Below are 18,879 nucleotides of genomic sequence, written 5' to 3'. Positions count from 1 at the left end.
CCGCGTCAGAAGCCGTGCGGCAGCCACGGCGCCACGGCCGACGCGAACCCCACCGACGCCTCGGCCAGCGCCCCCTGCCGCAGCTCCCGCACCCGCCCGGCACCGCCCAGCGCGCCCAGGCTCACGCCGCCGAGATACGCCGCCCCCAACTCCCGTACGGACAGGGCGAGATCGGCCGAGTCCGCCGTACGCTCGCATGACGCGCCCTTGGCGTCCCCGGACAGCCGCCAACGCCCCGAGTTCCAGGGGCAGAAGGCGTCCTCCACCTCGAACACCACATCCACCGGCGCCTGATAGGTCCGCGCCTCCAGCGCGGCCCCGACGTCCACCAGCCGTACGTGCAACGAGTCCCGCACCCGCAGCGCACACCGCCGGATGTCGGACACCTGGTACTGCCACGCCTCGTCCACGGGCCGCCCGTACGCCTGCACGGTCGACGTCAGGTCGATGCCGAACAGGAACCGCCACAGCGCGGCCTGCGCCGCCGGATCGAGGGCCTGCGCGTCCCGCAGCCGCACGGTGCCCTTGGGGCCACTGGCATCCCAGTCCGGCTTGACGTGGAAGCGCGCGTACCCGACCACTTCACCGTCCCGCTCCGCCAGTACGCACTGCAGCGGCGAGGCGCCCTCCCGCTCGCTCTCCGGGTCGAGCAGCCCGAGCCGCTCCCAGCCGGGCAGCCGCGCGAGCATCCCCGGCCGTTCGGACACCTTGCGTGCGTACACGGCTTCGCACAGGTCGAGGACGTCGGCCGGTACGGCGTACCGCAGATGTACGTCATCGGTGCCGTGCGGCACGGACAGCCGTACCTGGGTCGTGTCGATCTCGGTGTTCACGCCGAAGGTGCCGACGCCGTACCCGAACCGGCCGTAGATCTCCGGCTCGGAGGCGGTCAGCACGGCAAGCGGCCGCCCCCACTCCCGCACATCGTCCAGCTGCCGCCGCATCATCGACGTCAGGACGCCGCGCCGGCGGTGCGTGGCGGCCACGCTGACCATGGTGACGCCCGCGGCGGGCACGGACGCACCGCCGGGCACGGTCAGCCGGAAGCTGAACGCCCCGGCCGTTCCCACGCACGTGTCCCCGTCCCAGGCGCCGAGGGAGTGCTCGAGCTCGGTGAGCGAGTCCCACAACTCCCGCTCCTCGGCCGCCTCCGGAACCCCGCCGAAGGCGCGGATCAGGGTGTCGTACCAGATGTCCCACTCGTCCTGCCGAAGCACCCGCAGCTCCGGACGGCCGGGCTGACCGGGTCGGCCGGGCTGATCGGGCTGACCGGGGTGGCTCGCACTCTCTTTCGCCATGAACCATGCGTACCAGGGCATTGCGGGACGAGCGAGGGAATTTCTCGTTGGCGGCGGCGAGGCCGCTTTCCGTGAAGTTCACTGTGAAGTTGAAGCTCGGACGGGGGACAAGTGGGACCTCCCGTGCCAAGCAGCTGGTCCGATGGATAGGGTCCCGAACTAATGGCAGCAGGACGAGGGCGGCGCACGGCGGCCGAGACGTTCACGGCCCGGTTGAAGATGCAGTGGCACCGGGCCCGCGTCGGCGTGCGCAGAAGCGCGGTGGACTACTTCCGCGGCGACGGCTCGGACTGGATCGCGCTGGCCGGCCTGCTCCTGACCGTCCCGCTGATCTGCACCGTGACGATGGCCAACCCGGTGTGGTTCTCCCCGGCCGCGCTGGTCCTGCCGATCGTGGCGGGCGGGCTGCTGCTGCGCCCGGCGAGCCTGCTGGGCCTGTACGCGGCGGCGGCGACCGCGCTGATCGTGGAGTCGGTGCAGCTGGGCCCGTACACGGAGGGCCCGTCCCGTGTGACCCCGGGTGTGGTCCTCGTCGTCGCCGCCTGCGGCTTCTTCGGCCTGTTGATCGCGCAGTTCCGCAGTCGCGTCGGCGTGCCCTGGCGGCGCGGCGGCACGATGCTGTTCGACCTGCGTGAACGCATCCGCGTGCAGAGCAAGCTGCCGAGCCTGCCGCACGGTTGGCATCGCGAGATGGCGCTGCGCCCGGCGGGCGGGCAGTCCTTCTCCGGCGACTTCGTCGTCGCGGCCCGCACGAACGGCGGCCGCACGCTGGAGGTCGTCCTGACGGACGTGTCCGGCAAGGGCATGGACGCGGGCTCACGGGCGCTGCTGCTGTCGGGCGCGTTCGGCGGTCTCCTGGGCAGCCTGCCCCCGCACGCGTTCCTCCCGGCGGCGAACGGCTATCTCCTCCGCCAGGACTGGGACGAGGGCTTCGCGACCTCGATCCACCTGGTCCTGGACCTGGACTCGGGCGACTACGAGCTGTACTCCGCGGGACACCCACCGGGCCTGCAACTGAGCGCGGGCAGCGGCCGCTGGGAGGAGAAGGCGGCGGAGGGCCCCTTGCTGGGGGTCTACGACGGCGCCCAGTTCGATCCCGTGAAGGGCTCGCTCCGCCCCGGCGACGTGCTGATGCTCTTCACGGACGGCCTGGTCGAAACGTCCGACCGCGACATCGTCGAGGGCATAGACCGCCTCACCGGCGAGGCCGACCGCTACGTCGCCGGCGGCTTCCACGGCGCCGCCTGGCACCTCATCGAGGCGGTGGCGAAGGACGTCAACGACGACAGAGCCCTGCTCCTGATCTGCCGAGAGGGCCCCACGGCCACGGCGGCACGCTGAGCCGCGACACTGGACGGGTGACCGAGACACCGCGGAAGAACCTGTCCCTGGCCGACGTGGAGGCCATCGCCCGCGCCGCCCACGCGGGCCAGACCGACAAGGCCGGACGGCCCTACGCCGAGCATCTGAGGGCCGTCGCCGAGGGCGTACGCGCGCGTGGCGGCGACGACGAGCAGATCGCGGCGGCATGGCTGCACGACGCCGTCGAGGACGACGCGCTGACCGAACAGTGGCTGGCGGAAGCCGCGCTGAGCCGTCGTACGAAGGACATCGTGCGTGCGGTCACCAAGCGGCCCGCGGAGCCCCCCGAGGCGTACGCGGCGCGCATCCTCGCCACCGACGGCGCGCTCCTGGTGAAGGAGGCGGACCTGGCGCATAACGCGGACCCGGCGCGCCTCGCGGTCCTCGACGAGACGACCCGGAAACGACTGACCGAGAAGTACGCGCGGATGCGCGGACTTCTCGGTCTCAGGTCGTCCTGATTGTTCTGAGATGTCCTGGGTCAGGCGTTGACCTTCTCGCGCGCGGCGGCGCCCTCGCGCTTCTCGCGCTCCCGGGCCACCTCCGCGGCGTCCCGCTTGAACGCCCAGTCCATCCTGGGCTCCATCGCGAACCGGAACACCCGCTGCACCGGCTTGGTGCACAGCAGCGTGACACCGATCGCCGCGCACACGGTGACGAAGATCTCGCCGAGCGGGCGGTGCAGCCAGGCGTGGTCGAACCAGCCCTGGTAGTCCCCGGCCTTCACGAAGAAGCCGTGCAGCAGATAGCCGTACAGCGTCCCCGCGCCGAGCGCCGTGAACCACATGTGCCGACGCGGCACCCACGCGAAGAAGCACGCCGTCAGCAGCAGTGAGCAGCCGAACATCGCCAGCACCATGACCGGCCCGCTCCACCACGGCGCGTGCAGCTCCTGAGCGGCGTCACGGTGGTAGAACCACGCGGTGTTCATTCGCGGCACCGCCCACCAGCCGAAGGCCAGCGCGACCGCGCCCACCGGCACCGACAGGATCCGCACCGTGCGCGTGCGCACCATGTGGAAGTGCTCGGGCTTCATGATCAGGCCCAGCACGAAGTACGGCAGGAACTGCAGGACCCGCTGCAGATCCAGGTCGTCGCCGATCTCGGGGGTGACCGTCGCCGCCATGGCGAGGCCGAGCGCGAGCGGCAGCGGCCAGCGGACCGTCTTCCAGATGGGCGTGGTCATCCGCCAGATGAACAGCGCGCACAGGAACCACGTCAGGTACCACGGGTCCAGGAGGCTGATGTCCTGGCTCGGGTCCTCGTCGATCCAGCGCTTGAAGAGCGGATACGCCGTCTCGAACACGATGTACGGCACGGCGACGCCGGTGATCAGCCGCTTCAGCCGGCTGGGGCTGGCGTCGAAGCTGCGCGAGAAGAAGCCGGAGATGATGATGAACGCCGGCATGTGGAAGGTGTACACGACGGTGTACACGGCCTCCAGGATGCGGCTGTCGCCCTTGATCGGCTCCCAGGCGTGTCCTATGGCGACGAGAACGATCGCCAGGTACTTGGCGTTGTCGAAGAACGCGTCGCGCTGCTTGGCACCGCTGGACGCGGCTCTGCTGTTCGCCTGAGCCTGCTGGTTCTGGTTCTGCTTCTGCGGCGAGCGCGGACTGGGCACTCCGTCCGCCGACGACTGTGCCGGGGGGAGTGGCGCTCTGTTGTGGCCGTGCGGTCGCAGCGAGTTCGTCACAGACCCTCCCACCGGAAGCCGGGGGAGTCGATCCAGGACCTCGCTGCGCATGCGGGGGACGAGGCAGCGTGGAACATCTGAGGCACCCTAGCGTTGCCTGTGTGATTTCGTAAAACCCCCGAGGTCATTCGTGGTTATTGCGCGCGACGACGCGTGTACAACGAACATGCACCTGTCGGACACCTGTTGGTCGCCCTCCTTGTCCTGATTCATCCTGACTAAAAGGTGCATATGGTCAGGAGATGTCCGCGTGATGACTCCGGTCCAATGATCGGCACGCCAAGAATTCGAAATGCCTGCGAACACGTTGTGTGGCGATGGAAACGATCCCGTCGAATTCCCTGTGCGGGTGGTCGGTCGAAAAGCCGTACGGGCACAACGGGAGAGGTCCGTCCGCGCAACGGACCCGCACGGATCCGGCACAGGTGTGGCGAACGAAACGTCACGTGCCGCATAGCGGGGCCCGGTTGGTGGCACGATGGTTCTGGCGGGGGTGCGCGGGGTCGCGTCCCCGGGCCGGGAGAGCGGACCGACCGAGGGTGTGATCTGTTGTGGCCATTTCGCTGTCAGTGGTACTGCTGTTGGCGATCATCTTGGTGGTGCTGATCCGTGGCGGATCCCTGAAGGCCGGCCCTGCCGTCGTCGCCGTGCTGTTCGGCTTCTTCCTCGCCTCGACCGGCATGGCCGACGACATCCAGCGGTTCCTCAACTCGATAGCCGAGACCATCAACTCCATCCAGTTCTAGGGTCCGTGGGGTGGCCTGAAGGGGTACGGATACCCTCGTTCGTGATCGTCGAACGTTACGGAACGACGGTGCGGAACGGGGGACGTACGGGATGGCGCTGCGCGAGACGGACCCGGCGGAGGTGGGCGGTTACCGCATCGAGGACCGCCTCGGCTCCGGTGGCATGGGCGTGGTCTACCTGGCCCGCTCCGCCTCCGGCCGCCGCCTCGCCCTCAAGGTCGTGCACGCGCAGTACGCCGACGACGACGAATTCCGCATCCGCTTCCGCCGCGAGGTGGCCGCCGCCCGCCAGGTCAGCGGCGCCTTCACGGCCCCCGTCGTGGACGCGGACGCCGACGCGCCGCGCCCCTGGATGGCCACGCTCTACATCCCCGGCGAGGACCTCGGCACCCATGTCCGCCGCCACGGCCCCCTGCCGCTGCCGAAGTTGCGCGAACTCGCCGCCGGCCTCTCCGAGGCGCTGCGCGACATCCACCGCGCCGGCATGGTCCACCGGGACCTGAAACCGGCCAATGTGATGCTCGCCGAGGACGGCCCCCGCGTCATCGACTTCGGCATCTCCCGCGCCGCCGAGTTCGCGGCCTCCGACGTCCTCACCCAGACCGGCCGGGTGATGGGCACCCCGCCCTTCATGTCCCCCGAGCAGTTCTCCTCCCCGCAGGACGTGGGCCCGGCCGCCGACGTCTTCTCCCTCGGCTCGGTCCTCGCGTACGCCGCCACCGGCCACGGCCCGTTCGACAGCCCGAGCCCCTATGAGACGGCCGTGCGGGTCGTCGACGGCGACGCGGAACTCGACGGCGTACCGGACGAGTTGCTCCCTTTCATCCGTCTCTGCCTGGAAAAGCACCCCAAGTCCCGCCCCACCACAGACGAACTCCTCACCCTCCTGCGCGACGGCCACCTGCCCGACCCGTGCCCCGAACCGGAGGGTGACAGCGCCGCCGATGAGCCGTCCGCGCCCCGCCGCCGACACCGCGGACGACTGCTCCTCGCCTCGGCACTGGGCGCCCTGCTGCTGGCCGCCGCGACCACCTTGACGCTCGTGGCGGTCAACGCCGAGCCGACCCCGGTCGAGCACGACCTGCCCACCGGATGGCGGGCATGGCAGACCAAGGACAGAAACAAGGACGGCGGCGACACCGGCCCCTTCTCGTCCTGCGCCGCTCTCGACGGCGGCCTGATCTGCGCGGGCGACAGCATCAAGGCCGTCCGCTTCTCGCTCGCCACCGGCGACATCGACTGGAGCCACGCGGTCGCGGACCGCCCCGACCCGGACGCCGGCAGCGACGAGGGCGAGCTGCTCGGCGCGGCGGAGCACCGGGTCTTCACCTTCGCGAACCGGGCCCGCAACCGCGAGACGTCGGAGTATGCCGTGCAGGCCCTCGACGCCCGCACCGGAGCCCTGCTGTGGAGCAGGAGCCTGAGCGGCATGCCGCCCTCGGCGCTGTCCGGCAGCGCCCAGCTCATCGACGAGGGCCTGCTCGTGCTCTTCGAAGGGGAGGACAACACGTACGTCCTCCTGGACCCGGCCACCGGCAAGCCCCGCTGGAAACGCTCCGCACCCGCCCGCGACACGTGCACGCTGCGCACCGCGGCCGGCATCGGCTACCTCCTGTGCACCGACGCCGACGGCAAGCGCACCGACATCGCCCGGCTCGACCCGGCCACCGGCAAGGCCCGCTGGACGGCCGAACTCCCCGGCGCGCTGACACTGGCCGGCCGCAGCGGCGGCCACCTCGTGCTGCTCGCGAAGTCCGAGTACGACGAGACGCTGCCGGCCCAGCGCCGCGTCACCCTCCTCGACGCCGACGGCACCGCTCACCGTCAGGTTTCCTTGGCCCTCGCCGTGCCCACGGGCTCCCGGGCCGTGCTCAGCCACGACACGCTTTACTTCACGCTCAACAGCGGCGAGGTCCGCGCCGTCGCCCCAGCCACCGGCCGCACCCTCTGGAGCACCCCTTCCTCCGTCGAACGCCCGGGGGCCCCGGCGATCTCCGATTCCCACGTCTTCCTCGCCTCCCCCGGCGGACGCCTCGCCGCCCTGGACCGCCGCACCGGCAAGGAGACCCACAGCGTCCCCGGCCGCGACGCCCGAGTCGACCCCGTCTTCGTCTACACCGGCTCCACCCCCGTCCTGCACGGCGACGCCCTGTACGTCCCGTACGGCATCCGCTCGGTGTACTCCGTGGACGTACGGAACCTGTGAGACCGAACCCGCGCCACGACGCCCGCGACATGCGAAGGGCCCGGTTCCGCAGAACCGGGCCCTCGGCCGTACAGAGCGGGCGACGGGAATCGAACCCGCGTAGCTAGTTTGGAAGACTAGGGCTCTACCATTGAGCTACGCCCGCACAGGGACGCGCCGCAGGTCAGGTGACCGCGGCACTGCAGGCATCGTAGCGGGTCGTGCCCCCTCGACGCACACCCGATTGCCGCACGCGCCGCCCGTCGGCCGGTGCCGGGGAAATGCGGCGGCCCCACTGCCTGCGGGCATGTACCCTACGTGTCGCACCAGCACGGGGTGTGGCGCAGCTTGGTAGCGCGTCCGCTTTGGGAGCGGAAGGCCGTGGGTTCAAATCCCGCCACCCCGACCACGAGGACCGGTCAACACCGGCCACATGCGCGACGACCTCGTGTGATCGCGTCGAGTGATCGCCTTTGGGGCGTGTCGCCGCTGCCGTTACTATGCAAGCTGCACGCCCGTGTGTCTCTCCGTACGAAGTCACGAAGTCCTCCGGGCGGCGAATCCGCCGGACCAGTCTGGCTCCGGCAGAAACCAAGAAGTCAGCCACAAGGAGACCGAACCGTGAAGAGCGCCGTGGAGACCCTGAACCCGACCCGGGTTCGGCTCACTGTCGAGGTGCCCTTCGAGGAGCTCAAGGACAGCCTCGACGCGGCGTACAAGAAGATCAACCAGCAGGTCACGGTGAAGGGCTTCCGCAAGGGCAAGATCCCGGCCCGCGTCATCGACCAGCGGTTCGGCCGCGGTGCGGTCCTGGAGGAGGCGGTCAACGACGCGCTTCCGAAGTTCTACACCGAGGCGGTCAACGAGGCCGAGCTCAACGTCCTGGGCCAGCCCGAGGTCGACATCACCGAGCTGAAGGACGGCGAGACGCTGAACTTCACCGCCGAGGTCGACGTCCGCCCGGCCATCGAGATCCCGGACTTCTCCGGCATCGAGGTCGAGGTCGACGCCGTCGAGGTGACGGACGAGGACGTCGAGAAGTCGGTCGAGCAGCTCCGCGAGCGCTTCGCCTCCACCTCCCCGGTGGAGCGCGCCGCCGAGGACGGCGACGTCGTCACGATCGACCTCGAGGCCAAGGTCGACGGCGAGGTCCTCGAGGACGGCGTCGCCAACGGCGTCTCCTACACGATCGGCTCCGGCGAGCTGCTGGACGGCATCGACGACGCCGTGAAGGGCCTGGAGGCCGGTGGCGAGGCCACCTTCACCTCCGAGCTCAAGGGCGGCTCGGCGGCCGGCAAGGAGGCCGAGGTCACCGTCAAGGTCACCCAGGTCGCCGCGCGCGAACTGCCCGAGCTGGACGACGACTTCGCGCAGCTCGCCTCCGAGTTCGACACCCTCGAGGAGCTCAAGGCCGACAGCCGCAAGCGCCTGGAGAACATGAAGCAGTACGACCAGGCCACGCAGGCCCAGGAGCGCGTCCTGGAGAAGCTGCTGGAGCTCGTCGAGGTGCCCGTCCCCGAGAAGCTGCTCGAGGACGAGATCAACACCCGTAAGCACAACCTCGAGCACCACCAGCTCGGCCAGATGGGCCTCACCCTCGACAAGTACCTGGAGATCCAGGGCAAGAGCGCCGAGGAGTTCGAGACCGAGACCCGCGAGGCCGCGGTCAAGGGCATCAAGACCCAGTTCGTGCTCGACGAGCTCGTCAAGCAGGAGAAGCTGAACGTCAACCAGGAGGAGCTCACCGAGCACCTCATGCGCCGCGCCGCTTCCTCCGGCATGTCCCCCGACCAGTTCGCCCAGGCGGTCGTCGAGGGCGGCCAGGTTCCGCTCCTGGTCGGCGAGGTCGCCCGCGGCAAGGCCCTGGCCGTCGTGGTCGAGAAGGCCGTGGTCAAGGACACCAACGGCGAGATCATCGACCTGGACGACGAGGACGAGGTCGAGCAGGCCACGGAGACCGTTGAGGCCGCCGAGGGCACCGCTGACGCCGCTGACGAGGAGAAGACCGAGGGCTGAGCCCACGGCGCCGCGTAGCTCGTAGGAAGGGCCCTGGGGACACAATCCCCGGGGCCCTTCTTCGTGCGGCTGGGCAGCGCCGCCGAGGGGCGCGGGGAACTGCGCGAACGGCCACGACGGACCCGCAGCCCTCCGCGCATCGAAGCCCCCACGGCGCTACGCCCCCGGCGAACACTCACGGAACCGGGATGGCACTGCCCGGCCTGCGCGTTAGGGTCCATGAGTATGAGGGCAGGGGAGCCCCCGTTGCCCGCAGAAGACGTAAGACGGCCCGGCGCCGTCGCAAGACGAGCAGGTGGATACGTGACGAATCTGATGCCCTCCGCCGCCGGCGAGCCTTCCATCGGCGGTGGCCTCGGCGACCATGTCTACAACCGGCTGCTCAACGAGCGGATCATCTTCCTCGGCCAGCCGGTCGACGACGACATCGCGAACAAGATCACCGCACAGCTGCTGCTCCTTGCCGCCGACCCGGACAAGGACATCTACATGTACATCAACAGCCCGGGCGGTTCGATCACGGCCGGCATGGCGATCTACGACACCATGCAGTACATCAAGAACGACGTCGTGACCATCGCCATGGGCCTCGCGGCCTCGATGGGCCAGTTCCTGCTCAGCGCGGGCACCCCCGGCAAGCGCTTCGCGCTGCCGAACGCCGAGATCCTGATCCACCAGCCCTCCGCGGGTCTGGCCGGCTCGGCCTCCGACATCAAGATCCACGCCGAGCGGCTGCTGCACACCAAGAAGCGCATGGCCGAGCTCACCTCGCAGCACACCGGCCAGTCGGTCGAGCAGATCACCCGTGACTCGGACCGCGACCGCTGGTTCGACGCCTTCGAGGCCAAGGAGTACGGCCTCATCGACGACGTGATCCCCACGGCCGCCGGCATGCCGGGCGGCGGCGGCACCGGGGCGGCCTGAGACCCCCTGCAGCGCCCCCAGCCGACCGCCTCAGCCCCTAGGAGACAGACAGTGAACGACTTCCCCGGCAGCGGCCTGTACGACCGCGCACGCGCCGAGAGCACGGTGCCCGTCGCAGAGTCCCGCTATGTGATCCCCCGCTTCGTCGAGCGCACCTCGCAGGGCATCCGCGAGTACGACCCGTACGCGAAGCTCTTCGAGGAGCGCGTGATCTTCCTCGGCGTGCAGATCGACGACGCCTCCGCCAACGACGTCATGGCGCAGCTGCTGTGCCTGGAGTCGATGGACCCCGACCGCGACATCTCGGTCTACATCAACAGCCCCGGCGGCTCCTTCACCGCGCTCACGGCCATCTACGACACGATGCAGTTCGTGAAGCCGGACATCCAGACGGTCTGCATGGGCCAGGCGGCCTCCGCCGCCGCCGTCCTGCTGGCCGCCGGCACGCCCGGCAAGCGCATGGCGCTGCCGAACGCCCGCGTGCTGATCCACCAGCCGTACAGCGAGACGGGCCGCGGCCAGGTCTCCGACCTGGAGATCGCCGCCAACGAGATCCTGCGGATGCGCTCGCAGCTGGAGGAGATGCTGGCCAAGCACTCCACCACGCCGATCGAGAAGATCCGCGAGGACATCGAGCGCGACAAGATCCTCACGGCCGAGGACGCGCTGACGTACGGGCTGATCGACCAGATCATCTCCACGCGAAAGATGAACAACGCCGAGGTTCGCTGACGCGGACCCGGTATTGTCTGCTGCCCCTTGGCACGGTTTGGGACGGTGCACGTCAAAGTGAACCGCGCCAAGGGGGGCCCGAACGGGGGGCCAGGCAAGGTACCGTCGGACATAAGGCAGCACCAGGAGCCGCTGGATTCGAAACGTCCAGTCGTCTCCCAGGCGAAGGGGAAGCACACCGTGGCACGCATCGGTGACGGCGGCGATCTGCTCAAGTGCTCGTTCTGCGGCAAGAGCCAGAAGCAGGTCAAGAAGCTCATCGCAGGCCCTGGTGTGTACATCTGCGACGAGTGCATCGATCTCTGTAACGAGATCATCGAGGAAGAGCTCGCGGAGACCAGTGAGGTCCGCTGGGAGGAACTGCCCAAGCCGCGCGAGATCTACGAGTTCCTCGAGGGGTACGTGGTCGGCCAGGAAGCAGCCAAGAAGGCGCTCTCCGTAGCCGTCTACAACCACTACAAGCGCGTCCAGGCCGGCGAGAACGGCGGCGGTCAAAGCCGCGAGGACGCCATCGAGTTGGCGAAGTCCAACATCCTCCTGCTGGGCCCCACGGGCTCCGGCAAGACCCTGCTCGCCCAGACCCTGGCCCGCATGCTGAACGTCCCGTTCGCGATCGCCGACGCGACGGCGCTCACGGAGGCCGGCTATGTCGGCGAGGACGTCGAGAACATCCTGCTGAAGCTGATCCAGGCGGCCGACTACGACGTCAAGAAGGCCGAGACCGGGATCATCTACATCGATGAGATCGACAAGGTCGCGCGCAAGAGTGAAAATCCGTCGATCACGCGAGATGTGAGCGGCGAGGGCGTCCAGCAGGCGTTGCTCAAGATCCTCGAAGGAACGACGGCCTCGGTCCCGCCCCAGGGCGGCCGCAAGCACCCGCACCAGGAGTTCATCCAGATCGACACGACGAACGTCCTGTTCATCGTGGGCGGCGCGTTCGCGGGCCTGGAGAAGATCATCGAGTCCCGGGCCGGCGCCAAGGGCATCGGCTTCGGCGCGACGATCCGCTCCAAGCGCGAGCTGGAGGCCAAGGACCAGTTCGAGGACGTCATGCCGGAGGACCTGGTCAAGTTCGGCATGATCCCCGAGTTCATCGGCCGACTGCCTGTGATCACGAGCGTGCACAACCTCGACCGGGAGGCCCTGCTCCAGATCCTCGTCGAGCCGCGTAACGCCCTGGTGAAGCAGTACCAGCGCCTCTTCGAACTCGACGGCGTGGAACTCGACTTCGAACGCGAGGCCCTGGAGGCCATCGCCGACCAGGCCATCCTCCGCCAGACGGGCGCGCGTGGGCTCAGGGCCATCATGGAGGAGGTCCTGATGTCGGTGATGTACGAGGTGCCGTCGCGGAAGGACGTCGCCCGGGTCGTCATCACGGCGGACGTCGTCCACTCGAACGTGAACCCGACGCTGATTCCGCGGGATGCGCGGGGGCGGGGGCCGGGGGAGCAGAAGACGGCGTAGGCGCCATGCAGACGTGCCGTCTTCCAGGCTGACAATCGGCTGCCCAGGAGACAGCCCTGTGAGCCACGTGGCGCCGACGCGGGTGATGGCTGGCATTCCCGCACGAGTGCCAGGACTCGCCTCGGGGGCCCAGGCTCCCGGATTCGGTCAGGCAGTGGCGGGACGTGAGTGGACTTCGCGCCATGCTGCTCTGTCTTCTGGAAACCCTCACCGAGCAGATGATCTCCTTGCTCGCGGCAAGAGTGACCAACTTGCGGCTACCAAACGGGAGATACGAGCATGAAGCTCAGGCGTGTGATGACGGCATTGTGTGTGACGGCGGCTGCGGGAGCCTTGCCCTTGGTGGCAGCCACACCGGCTAGTGCCTATGGACCTTCGTACTGTGAAAACTACATAGCATCGAAGGACTACGTCGTAGGTCCCAGGGTCAAGGGGGCCTGCAAGTACGCAGGATCTCCCGCGACAGTACAGGTGTGTTCCGCAGGACTGATCAACTCAGGTGTGAGGGACAGCCACGCGTATCAGGCCTGTCGAGCCGTCTGAGATTCCGGTTCGAACAGCATCTGCTCACCTGAATGCAGCTGTGTGCGATTCACGTGCAACATGAAGGGCGCCCGCCGAAGCCCCTCGGGCGCCCTTAATGTTGCCGAGCCCGGCCCTCAGGCCTTGACGCGTACTTCCTGGCGCACCTTCGTGGTGATGTCGACCGCCACATCCTTGGTGATGCCTGTCGTGGCGTCACCCGGCGACACCATGGCGATCGTGCTGTAGTCGGCCCACGCGCAGAACCAGTCGGTCTTTTCCTTCTTGGTCATCAGGTCCTGCCCCTTGGCCGCCTGGCACTTCATGACCGCGCCGTCGAGGTCGACCGCCTCGGGGTCACCGACCAACTCGGTCCTGCCAGTGCTGGAGGAACTGGAGGAAGACTCCTGGGACGACTTCTTGAAGTCGGTGAAGAACTTGTCGAGGGCCGCTTCGGGGTCGGCGATCTCGCCGTATGCGCCGAAGTACGTGATGCCCTTGGCCGTCGCGAGCTCCGACAGGTCGGGCGCGGTGCCCGTCGGGTCCTGGGGGTCGTAGCCGCTCAGGTCCGCCGTCGAGTAGATGCCGACGACGCTCTCGCCGTTCTTGACGCCGCTCTTCTCCAGGTCCTCGGCGGTGTTGTTGGCCCCACCGACGCTCTGCCCGGCCTTGGTGGCACGCGTGTACTCGCTGAGCAGCTTCTCCGGCGTAGCCAGCTTGTGCGCCCCGTCGTCCGCCAGGCTGCCCCCGCCGCCACGGCTGCCGCCGAGCGCGAAGTACGCACCGACCGCGATCGCGGCCACAACCGCCACCGCGCCGATGATCAGGCCGGCCTTCTTGCCGCCACCCCCCGGGGCCGGCGGCTGCGGCACCCCGTACGGCGCCTGGCCGTACGGCGGCTGCTGGCCATAGCCGGGCTGCTGGCCGTACGGCTGCTGGGGCGGGACGCCCTGCGGGGGCTGCTGCGGGTAGCCGTAGCCGGGCTGGGGCTGGGGCTGGGCCGGAGGAGCCTGCTGGGGGTAGCCGTAGCCGGGCTGGGGCGCCTGCGGCTGCTGGCCGTACGGGCCCGGCTGGCCGTACGGTCCGGGCTGCTGGGGCTGCCCGCCGTACGGGCCCGGCTGGTTGTAGCTCATTTCTGGGTTCCCCTCCAGATGCTTATGCGTTCACGACATCCTGGCGCAAACACAGGGGGCGCACGGCATCGGGGTGCCCACCGTTACAGAACAAACGCGTTTCGGGACACGCCCGGGACACCCCTAAACTGAGCCCGTGACCGAGAACGCTCAGCAGCAGCCACCAGCGCCCGACACCGAACTGCCGACCCAGTACGCGCCGGCCGACGTAGAGGGGCCGCTGTACGAGCGCTGGGTAGAGCGGGGTTACTTCGAGGCGGACGAGAAGAGCGACAAGCCGCCGTACACCATCGTCATCCCGCCGCCGAACGTCACCGGCAGCCTGCACCTCGGGCACGCCTTCGAGCACACCCTCATCGACGCCCTCACCCGCCGCAAGCGCATGCAGGGCTACGAGACGCTGTGGCAGCCCGGCATGGACCACGCCGGTATCGCCACGCAGAACGTCGTCGAGCGGGAGCTCGGCAAGGACGGCAAGTCCCGGCACGACCTGGGCCGTGAGGCGTTCGTCGAGCGGGTCTGGCAGTGGAAGGCCGAGTCCGGTGGGCAGATCTCCGGCCAGATGCGGCGCCTCGGTGACGGTGTCGCCTGGTCGCGCGAGCGCTTCACCATGGACGAGGGGCTCTCCCAGGCCGTCCAGACCATCTTCAAGCGCCTCTACGACGACGAGCTGATCTACCGCGCCGAGCGCATCATCAACTGGTGCCCCCGGTGTCTGACGGCCATCTCGGACATCGAGGTCGAGTACCAGGACGACGACGGTGAGCTCGTCTCCATCCGGTACGGCGAGGGCGACGACTCCATCGTCGTGGCGACGACCCGTGCCGAGACGATGCTCGGTGACACCGCGGTCGCCGTTCACCCCGAGGACGAGCGCTACCGCCACCTCGTCGGCCGCGAGATCGAGCTGCCGCTCACCGGCCGCCGTATCCCGGTCGTCGCCGACGAGCACGTCGACCCCGAGTTCGGCACGGGGGCCGTCAAGGTCACCCCGGCGCACGACCCGAACGACTTCGAGATCGGCCAGCGCCACGAGCTGCCGTCGCTGACGATCATGGATGAGCACGCGGTCATCACGGCCCACGGCCCCTTCCAGGGCCTGGACCGCCTGGAGGCCCGCTCGGCCATCGTGGGCGCGCTGCGTGCCGAGGGCCGGATCGTCGCCGAGAAGCGGCCGTACGTCCACAGCGTCGGCCACTGCTCGCGGTGCAAGACCACCATCGAGCCGCGTCTGTCCATGCAGTGGTGGGTCAAGGTCGGTCCGCTCGCGAAGGCGGCCGGTGACGCGGTCCGTGACGGGCGGGTCAAGATCCATCCGCAGGAGATGGAGAAGCGGTACTTCGACTGGGTCGACAACCTCCACGACTGGTGTATTTCGCGGCAGTTGTGGTGGGGTCACCGTATTCCGGTCTGGTACGGGCCGAATGGTGAAGTCGTCTGCGTCGGCCCGGACGAGGAGCCGCCGAGCGGCGAGGGCTGGCGTCAGGACACCGACGTCCTCGACACCTGGTTCTCCTCCGGCCTGTGGCCCTTCTCCACTCTCGGCTGGCCCGAACAGACCGAGTCGCTCGCGAAGTTCTACCCGAACTCCGTCCTGGTCACCGGCTACGACATCCTCTTCTTCTGGGTCGCCCGGATGATGATGTTCGGCCTGTACGCGATGGACGGCACCCCGCCGTTCCACACCATCGCCCTGCACGGCATGGTCCGCGACCAGTTCGGCAAGAAGATGTCGAAGTCCTTCGGCAACGCGGTCAACCCGCTGGACTGGATGGACAAGTACGGCAGCGACGCGCTCCGCTTCACTCTCGCCCGCGGCGCCAACCCCGGTGTCGACGTCCCGATCGGCGAGGACTGGGTCCAGGGCTCCCGCAACTTCGCCAACAAGATCTGGAACGCCACGCGCTTCGCGCTGATGAACGGCGCGACGGTGGACGGGCCCCTGCCGGACCCGTCGAAGATGTCCTCGACGGACCGCTGGATTCTGTCGAGGCTGAACTCGGTCGTCGCCGAAGTCGACGCGTTCTACGAGGACTTCCAGTTCGCCAAGCTGTCCGACGCGCTCTTCCACTTCGCGTGGGACGAGGTCTTCGACTGGTACGTCGAGCTGTCGAAGACGACGTTCGCCGCGGGCGGCGAGGCCGCGGAGGTCTCCAAGCGCGTTCTCGGCGAGGTCCTGGACGTCACGCTGAAGCTGCTGCACCCGGTGGTCCCGTTCGTCACGGAGACGCTCTGGACCACGCTCACGGGCGGCGAGTCGGTCGTCATCGCCGAGTGGCCGAAGGACAGTGGCTTCCGTGACGCGGCGGCCGAGCAGGAGATCGCGACGCTCCAGCAGGTCATCACCGAGGTCCGCCGCTTCCGCGCCGACCAGGGCCTGCAGCCGGGCCAGCGCGTCCCGGCCCGCCTGACCCTCGACGCCACCGCACTCGCCCCGCACGAGCCGGCCATCCGCCAGCTGCTGCGCCTGCAGCCGGAGGGCGAGTCCTTCACGGCCACGGCGACGCTGCCGGTGGGGGGCGCGGAGGTCGCGCTGGACCTCTCGGGCGCCATCGACGTCGCGGCCGAGCGCAAGCGCCTCGCGAAGGACCTGGCGGCGGCCGAGAAGGAGAAGGCCCAGGCCACGGCCAAGCTCGGCAACGAGGCATTCCTGGCGAAGGCGCCGGACCAGGTGGTGGAGAAGATCCGCGGCCGTCTGGCGAAGGCCGATGAGGACATCGCGCGGATTGCTGCGCAGCTGGAGCGGCTGCCGCAGGCGTAGGTGTTTGTACGGCGAAGGCCCCCGGTGCTGTGTAAGCGCCGGGGGCCTTGGCGTCTTCAGGGGCGCGGGGAACTGCGCGACCAGCCACAACGCACCCGCACCCGCCTGACAAGACATGCCATCCCACTCCCTGGGCGCCCTGTCAGTCCCCCTCCGTAGACTGGCCCCGTGAGCGACCAGAACGAGCCCGACCCCCTCGACTCCTTCGAAGAGATCATCGCGGCCGAGACCGACCGCGACCCCGACCTCGCGATCATCGAGGCCGGCAGCCGCACCCTGCGCACCCAGGGCGGCCCGCCGAGCGCCGAAGTGCCCGCGCGGCCCGAGGACCCCGAGGTCGACAAGGCCCTGCGCGAGGTCGAGGCGGAACTCGCGACGAGGTGGGGCGAGACCAAGCTGGAGCCCTCGGTCGCCCGCATCGCCGCGCTCATGGACGTGCTGGGCGAGCCGCAGCGCTCGTACCCCTCCATCCACATCACCGGCACCAACGGCAAGACGTCGACCGCCCGCATGATCGAGGCCCTCCTCGGCGCCTTCGAGCTCCGTACCGGCCGCTACACCTCCCCGCACGTCCAGTCGATCACCGAGCGGATCAGCCTCGACGGCGCACCGATCTCCGCCGAGCGCTTCATCGAGACGTACAACGACATCAAGCCGTACGTCGAGATGGTCGACGCCTCGCAGGAGTACCGCCTGTCCTTCTTCGAGGTGCTCACGGGCATGGCGTACGCGGCCTTCGCGGACGCGCCCGTCGACGTCGCCGTCGTGGAAGTGGGCATGGGCGGCTCCTGGGACGCGACCAACGTCATCGACGCCGACGTCGCCGTGGTGACGCCCATAGACCTCGACCACACCGACCGGCTCGGTGAGACTCCCGGTGAGATCGCCGCCGAGAAGGCCGGCATCGTCAAGCAGGACGCCACCGTGATCATGGCCCAGCAACCGGTGGACGCGGCGCAGGTGCTGCTGAAGAAGGCCGTGGAGGTCGACGCCACGGTGGCCCGCGAGGGGCTCGAGTTCGGGGTCGTGTCGCGGCAGGTCGCCGTCGGCGGGCAGCTGGTCGCCCTGCGCGGACTGGGCGGTGAGTACCCGGAGGTGTACCTGCCGCTGCACGGCGCGCACCAGGCGCACAACGCCGCCGTGGCCCTGGCCGCCGTGGAGGCGTTCTTCGGCGTCGGCGCCGCGCGGGCCGAGTCGCTCGACATCGACACCGTCCGCAAGGCCTTCGCCTCCGTCGCCTCGCCGGGGCGGATGGAGGTCGTACGGCGGTCGCCGACCGTCGTGCTGGACGCCGCCCACAACCCGGCCGGCGCGCGGGTCACCGCCGAGGCGATCGGGGAGGCCTTCGACTTCAGCCGGCTGATCGGGGTCGTGGGCGCGAGCGGCGACAAGAACGTCCGCGGGCTTCTCGAGGCCTTCGAGCCGATCTTCGCCGAGGTCGTCGTCACGCAGAACTCCTCCCACCGCGCCATGGACGCCGACGAACTCGCCGCGATCGCCGTCGAGGTGTTCGGCGAGGAGCGCGTGCAGGTCGAGCCGCGGCTGCCGGACGCCCTGGAGGCCGCGATCACGCTGGCCGAGGAGGAGGGCGAGTTCGCGGGCGGCGGAGTGCTGGTCACCGGGTCCGTCATCACGGTCGGCGAAGCCCGGCTGCTGCTGGGGAAGGGCTGAGTCGGAAGATGCGTACGCTCTGTTCCTCGACGCTGATCGGCGAGTTCTTCGTCATCGGCTTCGCCGGTCTGGTCGCCATGAAGGATCCCGATCTGTCCATGGCGCAGGTGTGGACGGTCAGCGGCATCGCGATGTTCCTGTGCCTGCTGCTGTGCGGCCTGGTGACCCGCCCCGGCGGCGTCGCCCTCGGCTGGGCCCTTCAGATCGCCCTCATCGCCTCCGGCTTCATCGTCCCGACCATGTTCTTCCTGGGCGTGGTGTTCGCGGCACTGTGGTGGGCTTCGGTGCACTTCGGCAGGAAGGTCGACGAGGCGAAGGCGAGATTCGCGGCACAAGCGGACTCCTCCACGCCTGACGCTGCGTAAC

General features: G+C 69.1%; 14 protein-coding genes and 2 tRNA genes. 12 read left to right on the top strand and 4 right to left on the bottom strand.

The window, feature by feature from the left end; translation table 11 throughout:
• Positions 1-5: 5 nt before the first annotated feature.
• A complete protein-coding gene (locus ACQEV2_RS14375) occupies positions 6-1,298 on the bottom strand; it encodes a GNAT family N-acetyltransferase (protein WP_433040043.1) in 1,293 nt (430 codons plus the stop codon).
• A 162-nt stretch (positions 1,299-1,460) separates the two neighbouring features.
• Between ACQEV2_RS14375 and ACQEV2_RS14370 the strand changes: the two genes are divergently transcribed.
• Both ACQEV2_RS14370 and ACQEV2_RS14365 read left to right on the top strand, forming a co-directional pair.
• Positions 1,461-2,639 (top strand): PP2C family protein-serine/threonine phosphatase, encoded by a 1,179-nt coding sequence (locus ACQEV2_RS14370; RefSeq protein ID WP_433040041.1) that lies wholly within the window; start codon positions 1,461-1,463, stop codon positions 2,637-2,639.
• A gap of 17 nt (positions 2,640-2,656) precedes the next feature.
• Positions 2,657-3,121, top strand: a complete 465-nt coding sequence (locus tag ACQEV2_RS14365; protein ID WP_433040039.1) for an HD domain-containing protein — start codon at positions 2,657-2,659, stop codon at positions 3,119-3,121.
• A gap of 20 nt (positions 3,122-3,141) precedes the next feature.
• Here ACQEV2_RS14365 and ACQEV2_RS14360 read toward each other — a convergent pair whose 3' ends face one another.
• Positions 3,142-4,356, bottom strand: a complete 1,215-nt coding sequence (locus ACQEV2_RS14360) for an acyltransferase family protein (RefSeq protein ID WP_433040037.1) — start codon at positions 4,354-4,356, stop codon at positions 3,142-3,144.
• 551 nt (positions 4,357-4,907) lie between these two features.
• On the opposite strand from ACQEV2_RS14360, the gene ACQEV2_RS14355 reads away from it, so the two are divergent.
• Together ACQEV2_RS14355 and ACQEV2_RS14350 are read left to right on the top strand one after the other, a co-directional pair.
• Positions 4,908-5,102 carry a hypothetical protein gene (locus ACQEV2_RS14355; protein ID WP_030044846.1) on the top strand — a complete coding sequence of 65 codons (195 nt, stop codon included), beginning with the start codon at positions 4,908-4,910 and terminating at the stop codon, positions 5,100-5,102.
• Positions 5,103-5,193: 91 nt separating this feature from the next.
• Positions 5,194-7,308, top strand: coding sequence for a protein kinase domain-containing protein (locus ACQEV2_RS14350; RefSeq protein WP_433040034.1), 2,115 nt, complete (start codon positions 5,194-5,196; stop codon positions 7,306-7,308).
• 74 nt (positions 7,309-7,382) lie between these two features.
• Here the strand turns inward: ACQEV2_RS14350 and ACQEV2_RS14345 are convergent.
• Positions 7,383-7,453: transfer RNA gene (locus ACQEV2_RS14345), tRNA-Gly, on the bottom strand.
• A 166-nt stretch (positions 7,454-7,619) separates the two neighbouring features.
• Between ACQEV2_RS14345 and ACQEV2_RS14340 the strand changes: the two genes are divergently transcribed.
• From ACQEV2_RS14340 to clpX, 5 genes are all read left to right on the top strand, one after another.
• Positions 7,620-7,696, top strand: a tRNA-Pro gene (locus ACQEV2_RS14340).
• A gap of 212 nt (positions 7,697-7,908) precedes the next feature.
• Positions 7,909-9,303 (top strand): trigger factor, encoded by a 1,395-nt coding sequence (gene tig / locus ACQEV2_RS14335; RefSeq protein ID WP_433040032.1) that lies wholly within the window; start codon positions 7,909-7,911, stop codon positions 9,301-9,303.
• Between the two features lie 315 nt (positions 9,304-9,618).
• Positions 9,619-10,227 (top strand): ATP-dependent Clp protease proteolytic subunit, encoded by a 609-nt coding sequence (locus tag ACQEV2_RS14330; protein ID WP_380858657.1) that lies wholly within the window; start codon positions 9,619-9,621, stop codon positions 10,225-10,227.
• A 51-nt stretch (positions 10,228-10,278) separates the two neighbouring features.
• Positions 10,279-10,959: an ATP-dependent Clp protease proteolytic subunit gene (locus ACQEV2_RS14325; protein WP_433040031.1), complete on the top strand. Its 681-nt coding sequence runs from the start codon at positions 10,279-10,281 to the stop codon at positions 10,957-10,959.
• 180 nt (positions 10,960-11,139) lie between these two features.
• Complete coding sequence (gene clpX, locus ACQEV2_RS14320) at positions 11,140-12,426, top strand: ATP-dependent Clp protease ATP-binding subunit ClpX (RefSeq protein ID WP_126392213.1); 1,287 nt, start codon at positions 11,140-11,142, stop codon at positions 12,424-12,426.
• Between the two features lie 659 nt (positions 12,427-13,085).
• Here clpX and ACQEV2_RS14315 read toward each other — a convergent pair.
• Entirely contained in the window at positions 13,086-14,081 is a 996-nt protein-coding gene (locus ACQEV2_RS14315; protein WP_433040029.1) for a hypothetical protein, read from the bottom strand.
• Between the two features lie 136 nt (positions 14,082-14,217).
• Here ACQEV2_RS14315 and ACQEV2_RS14310 point away from each other — a divergent pair, with 136 nt between their 5' ends.
• The 3 genes from ACQEV2_RS14310 to ACQEV2_RS14300 all read left to right on the top strand — a co-directional run bounded on the left by ACQEV2_RS14310 (position 14,218) and on the right by ACQEV2_RS14300 (position 18,878).
• The gene (locus ACQEV2_RS14310) at positions 14,218-16,842 is read left to right on the top strand and encodes a valine--tRNA ligase (RefSeq protein WP_433040027.1); all 2,625 of its coding nucleotides are present in this window, start codon (positions 14,218-14,220) and stop codon (positions 16,840-16,842) included.
• 168 nt (positions 16,843-17,010) lie between these two features.
• Positions 17,011-18,513 (top strand): bifunctional tetrahydrofolate synthase/dihydrofolate synthase, encoded by a 1,503-nt coding sequence (folC, locus tag ACQEV2_RS14305; protein WP_433040025.1) that lies wholly within the window; start codon positions 17,011-17,013, stop codon positions 18,511-18,513.
• Between the two features lie 8 nt (positions 18,514-18,521).
• Positions 18,522-18,878, top strand: a complete 357-nt coding sequence (locus ACQEV2_RS14300) for a DUF4233 domain-containing protein (protein WP_433040023.1) — start codon at positions 18,522-18,524, stop codon at positions 18,876-18,878.
• Position 18,879 lies beyond the last annotated feature (1 nt).

It is taken from the genome of Streptomyces sp. CA-251387 (assembly GCF_050936625.1).
Classification (GTDB): domain Bacteria; phylum Actinomycetota; class Actinomycetes; order Streptomycetales; family Streptomycetaceae; genus Streptomyces.
The sequence above is the reverse complement of the archived record's forward strand: the minus strand, read 5'-3'. Positions and strand labels throughout refer to the sequence as shown.

Bases quoted from the DNA above. Each gene is read 5' to 3' on its own strand.
- ACQEV2_RS14330 (WP_380858657.1), top strand. From the start codon at position 9,619: ATGCCCTCCGCCGCCGGCGAGCCTTCCATCGGCGGTGGCCTCGGCGAC.
- ACQEV2_RS14350 (WP_433040034.1), top strand. From the start codon at position 5,194: ATGGCGCTGCGCGAGACGGACCCGGCGGAGGTGGGCGGTTACCGCATC.
- ACQEV2_RS14315 (WP_433040029.1), bottom strand. From the start codon at position 14,081: ATGAGCTACAACCAGCCGGGCCCGTACGGCGGGCAGCCCCAGCAGCCC.
- ACQEV2_RS14300 (WP_433040023.1), top strand. From the start codon at position 18,522: ATGCGTACGCTCTGTTCCTCGACGCTGATCGGCGAGTTCTTCGTCATC.
- ACQEV2_RS14370 (WP_433040041.1), top strand. From the start codon at position 1,461: ATGGCAGCAGGACGAGGGCGGCGCACGGCGGCCGAGACGTTCACGGCC.
- ACQEV2_RS14375 (WP_433040043.1), bottom strand. From the start codon at position 1,298: ATGGCGAAAGAGAGTGCGAGCCACCCCGGTCAGCCCGATCAGCCCGGC.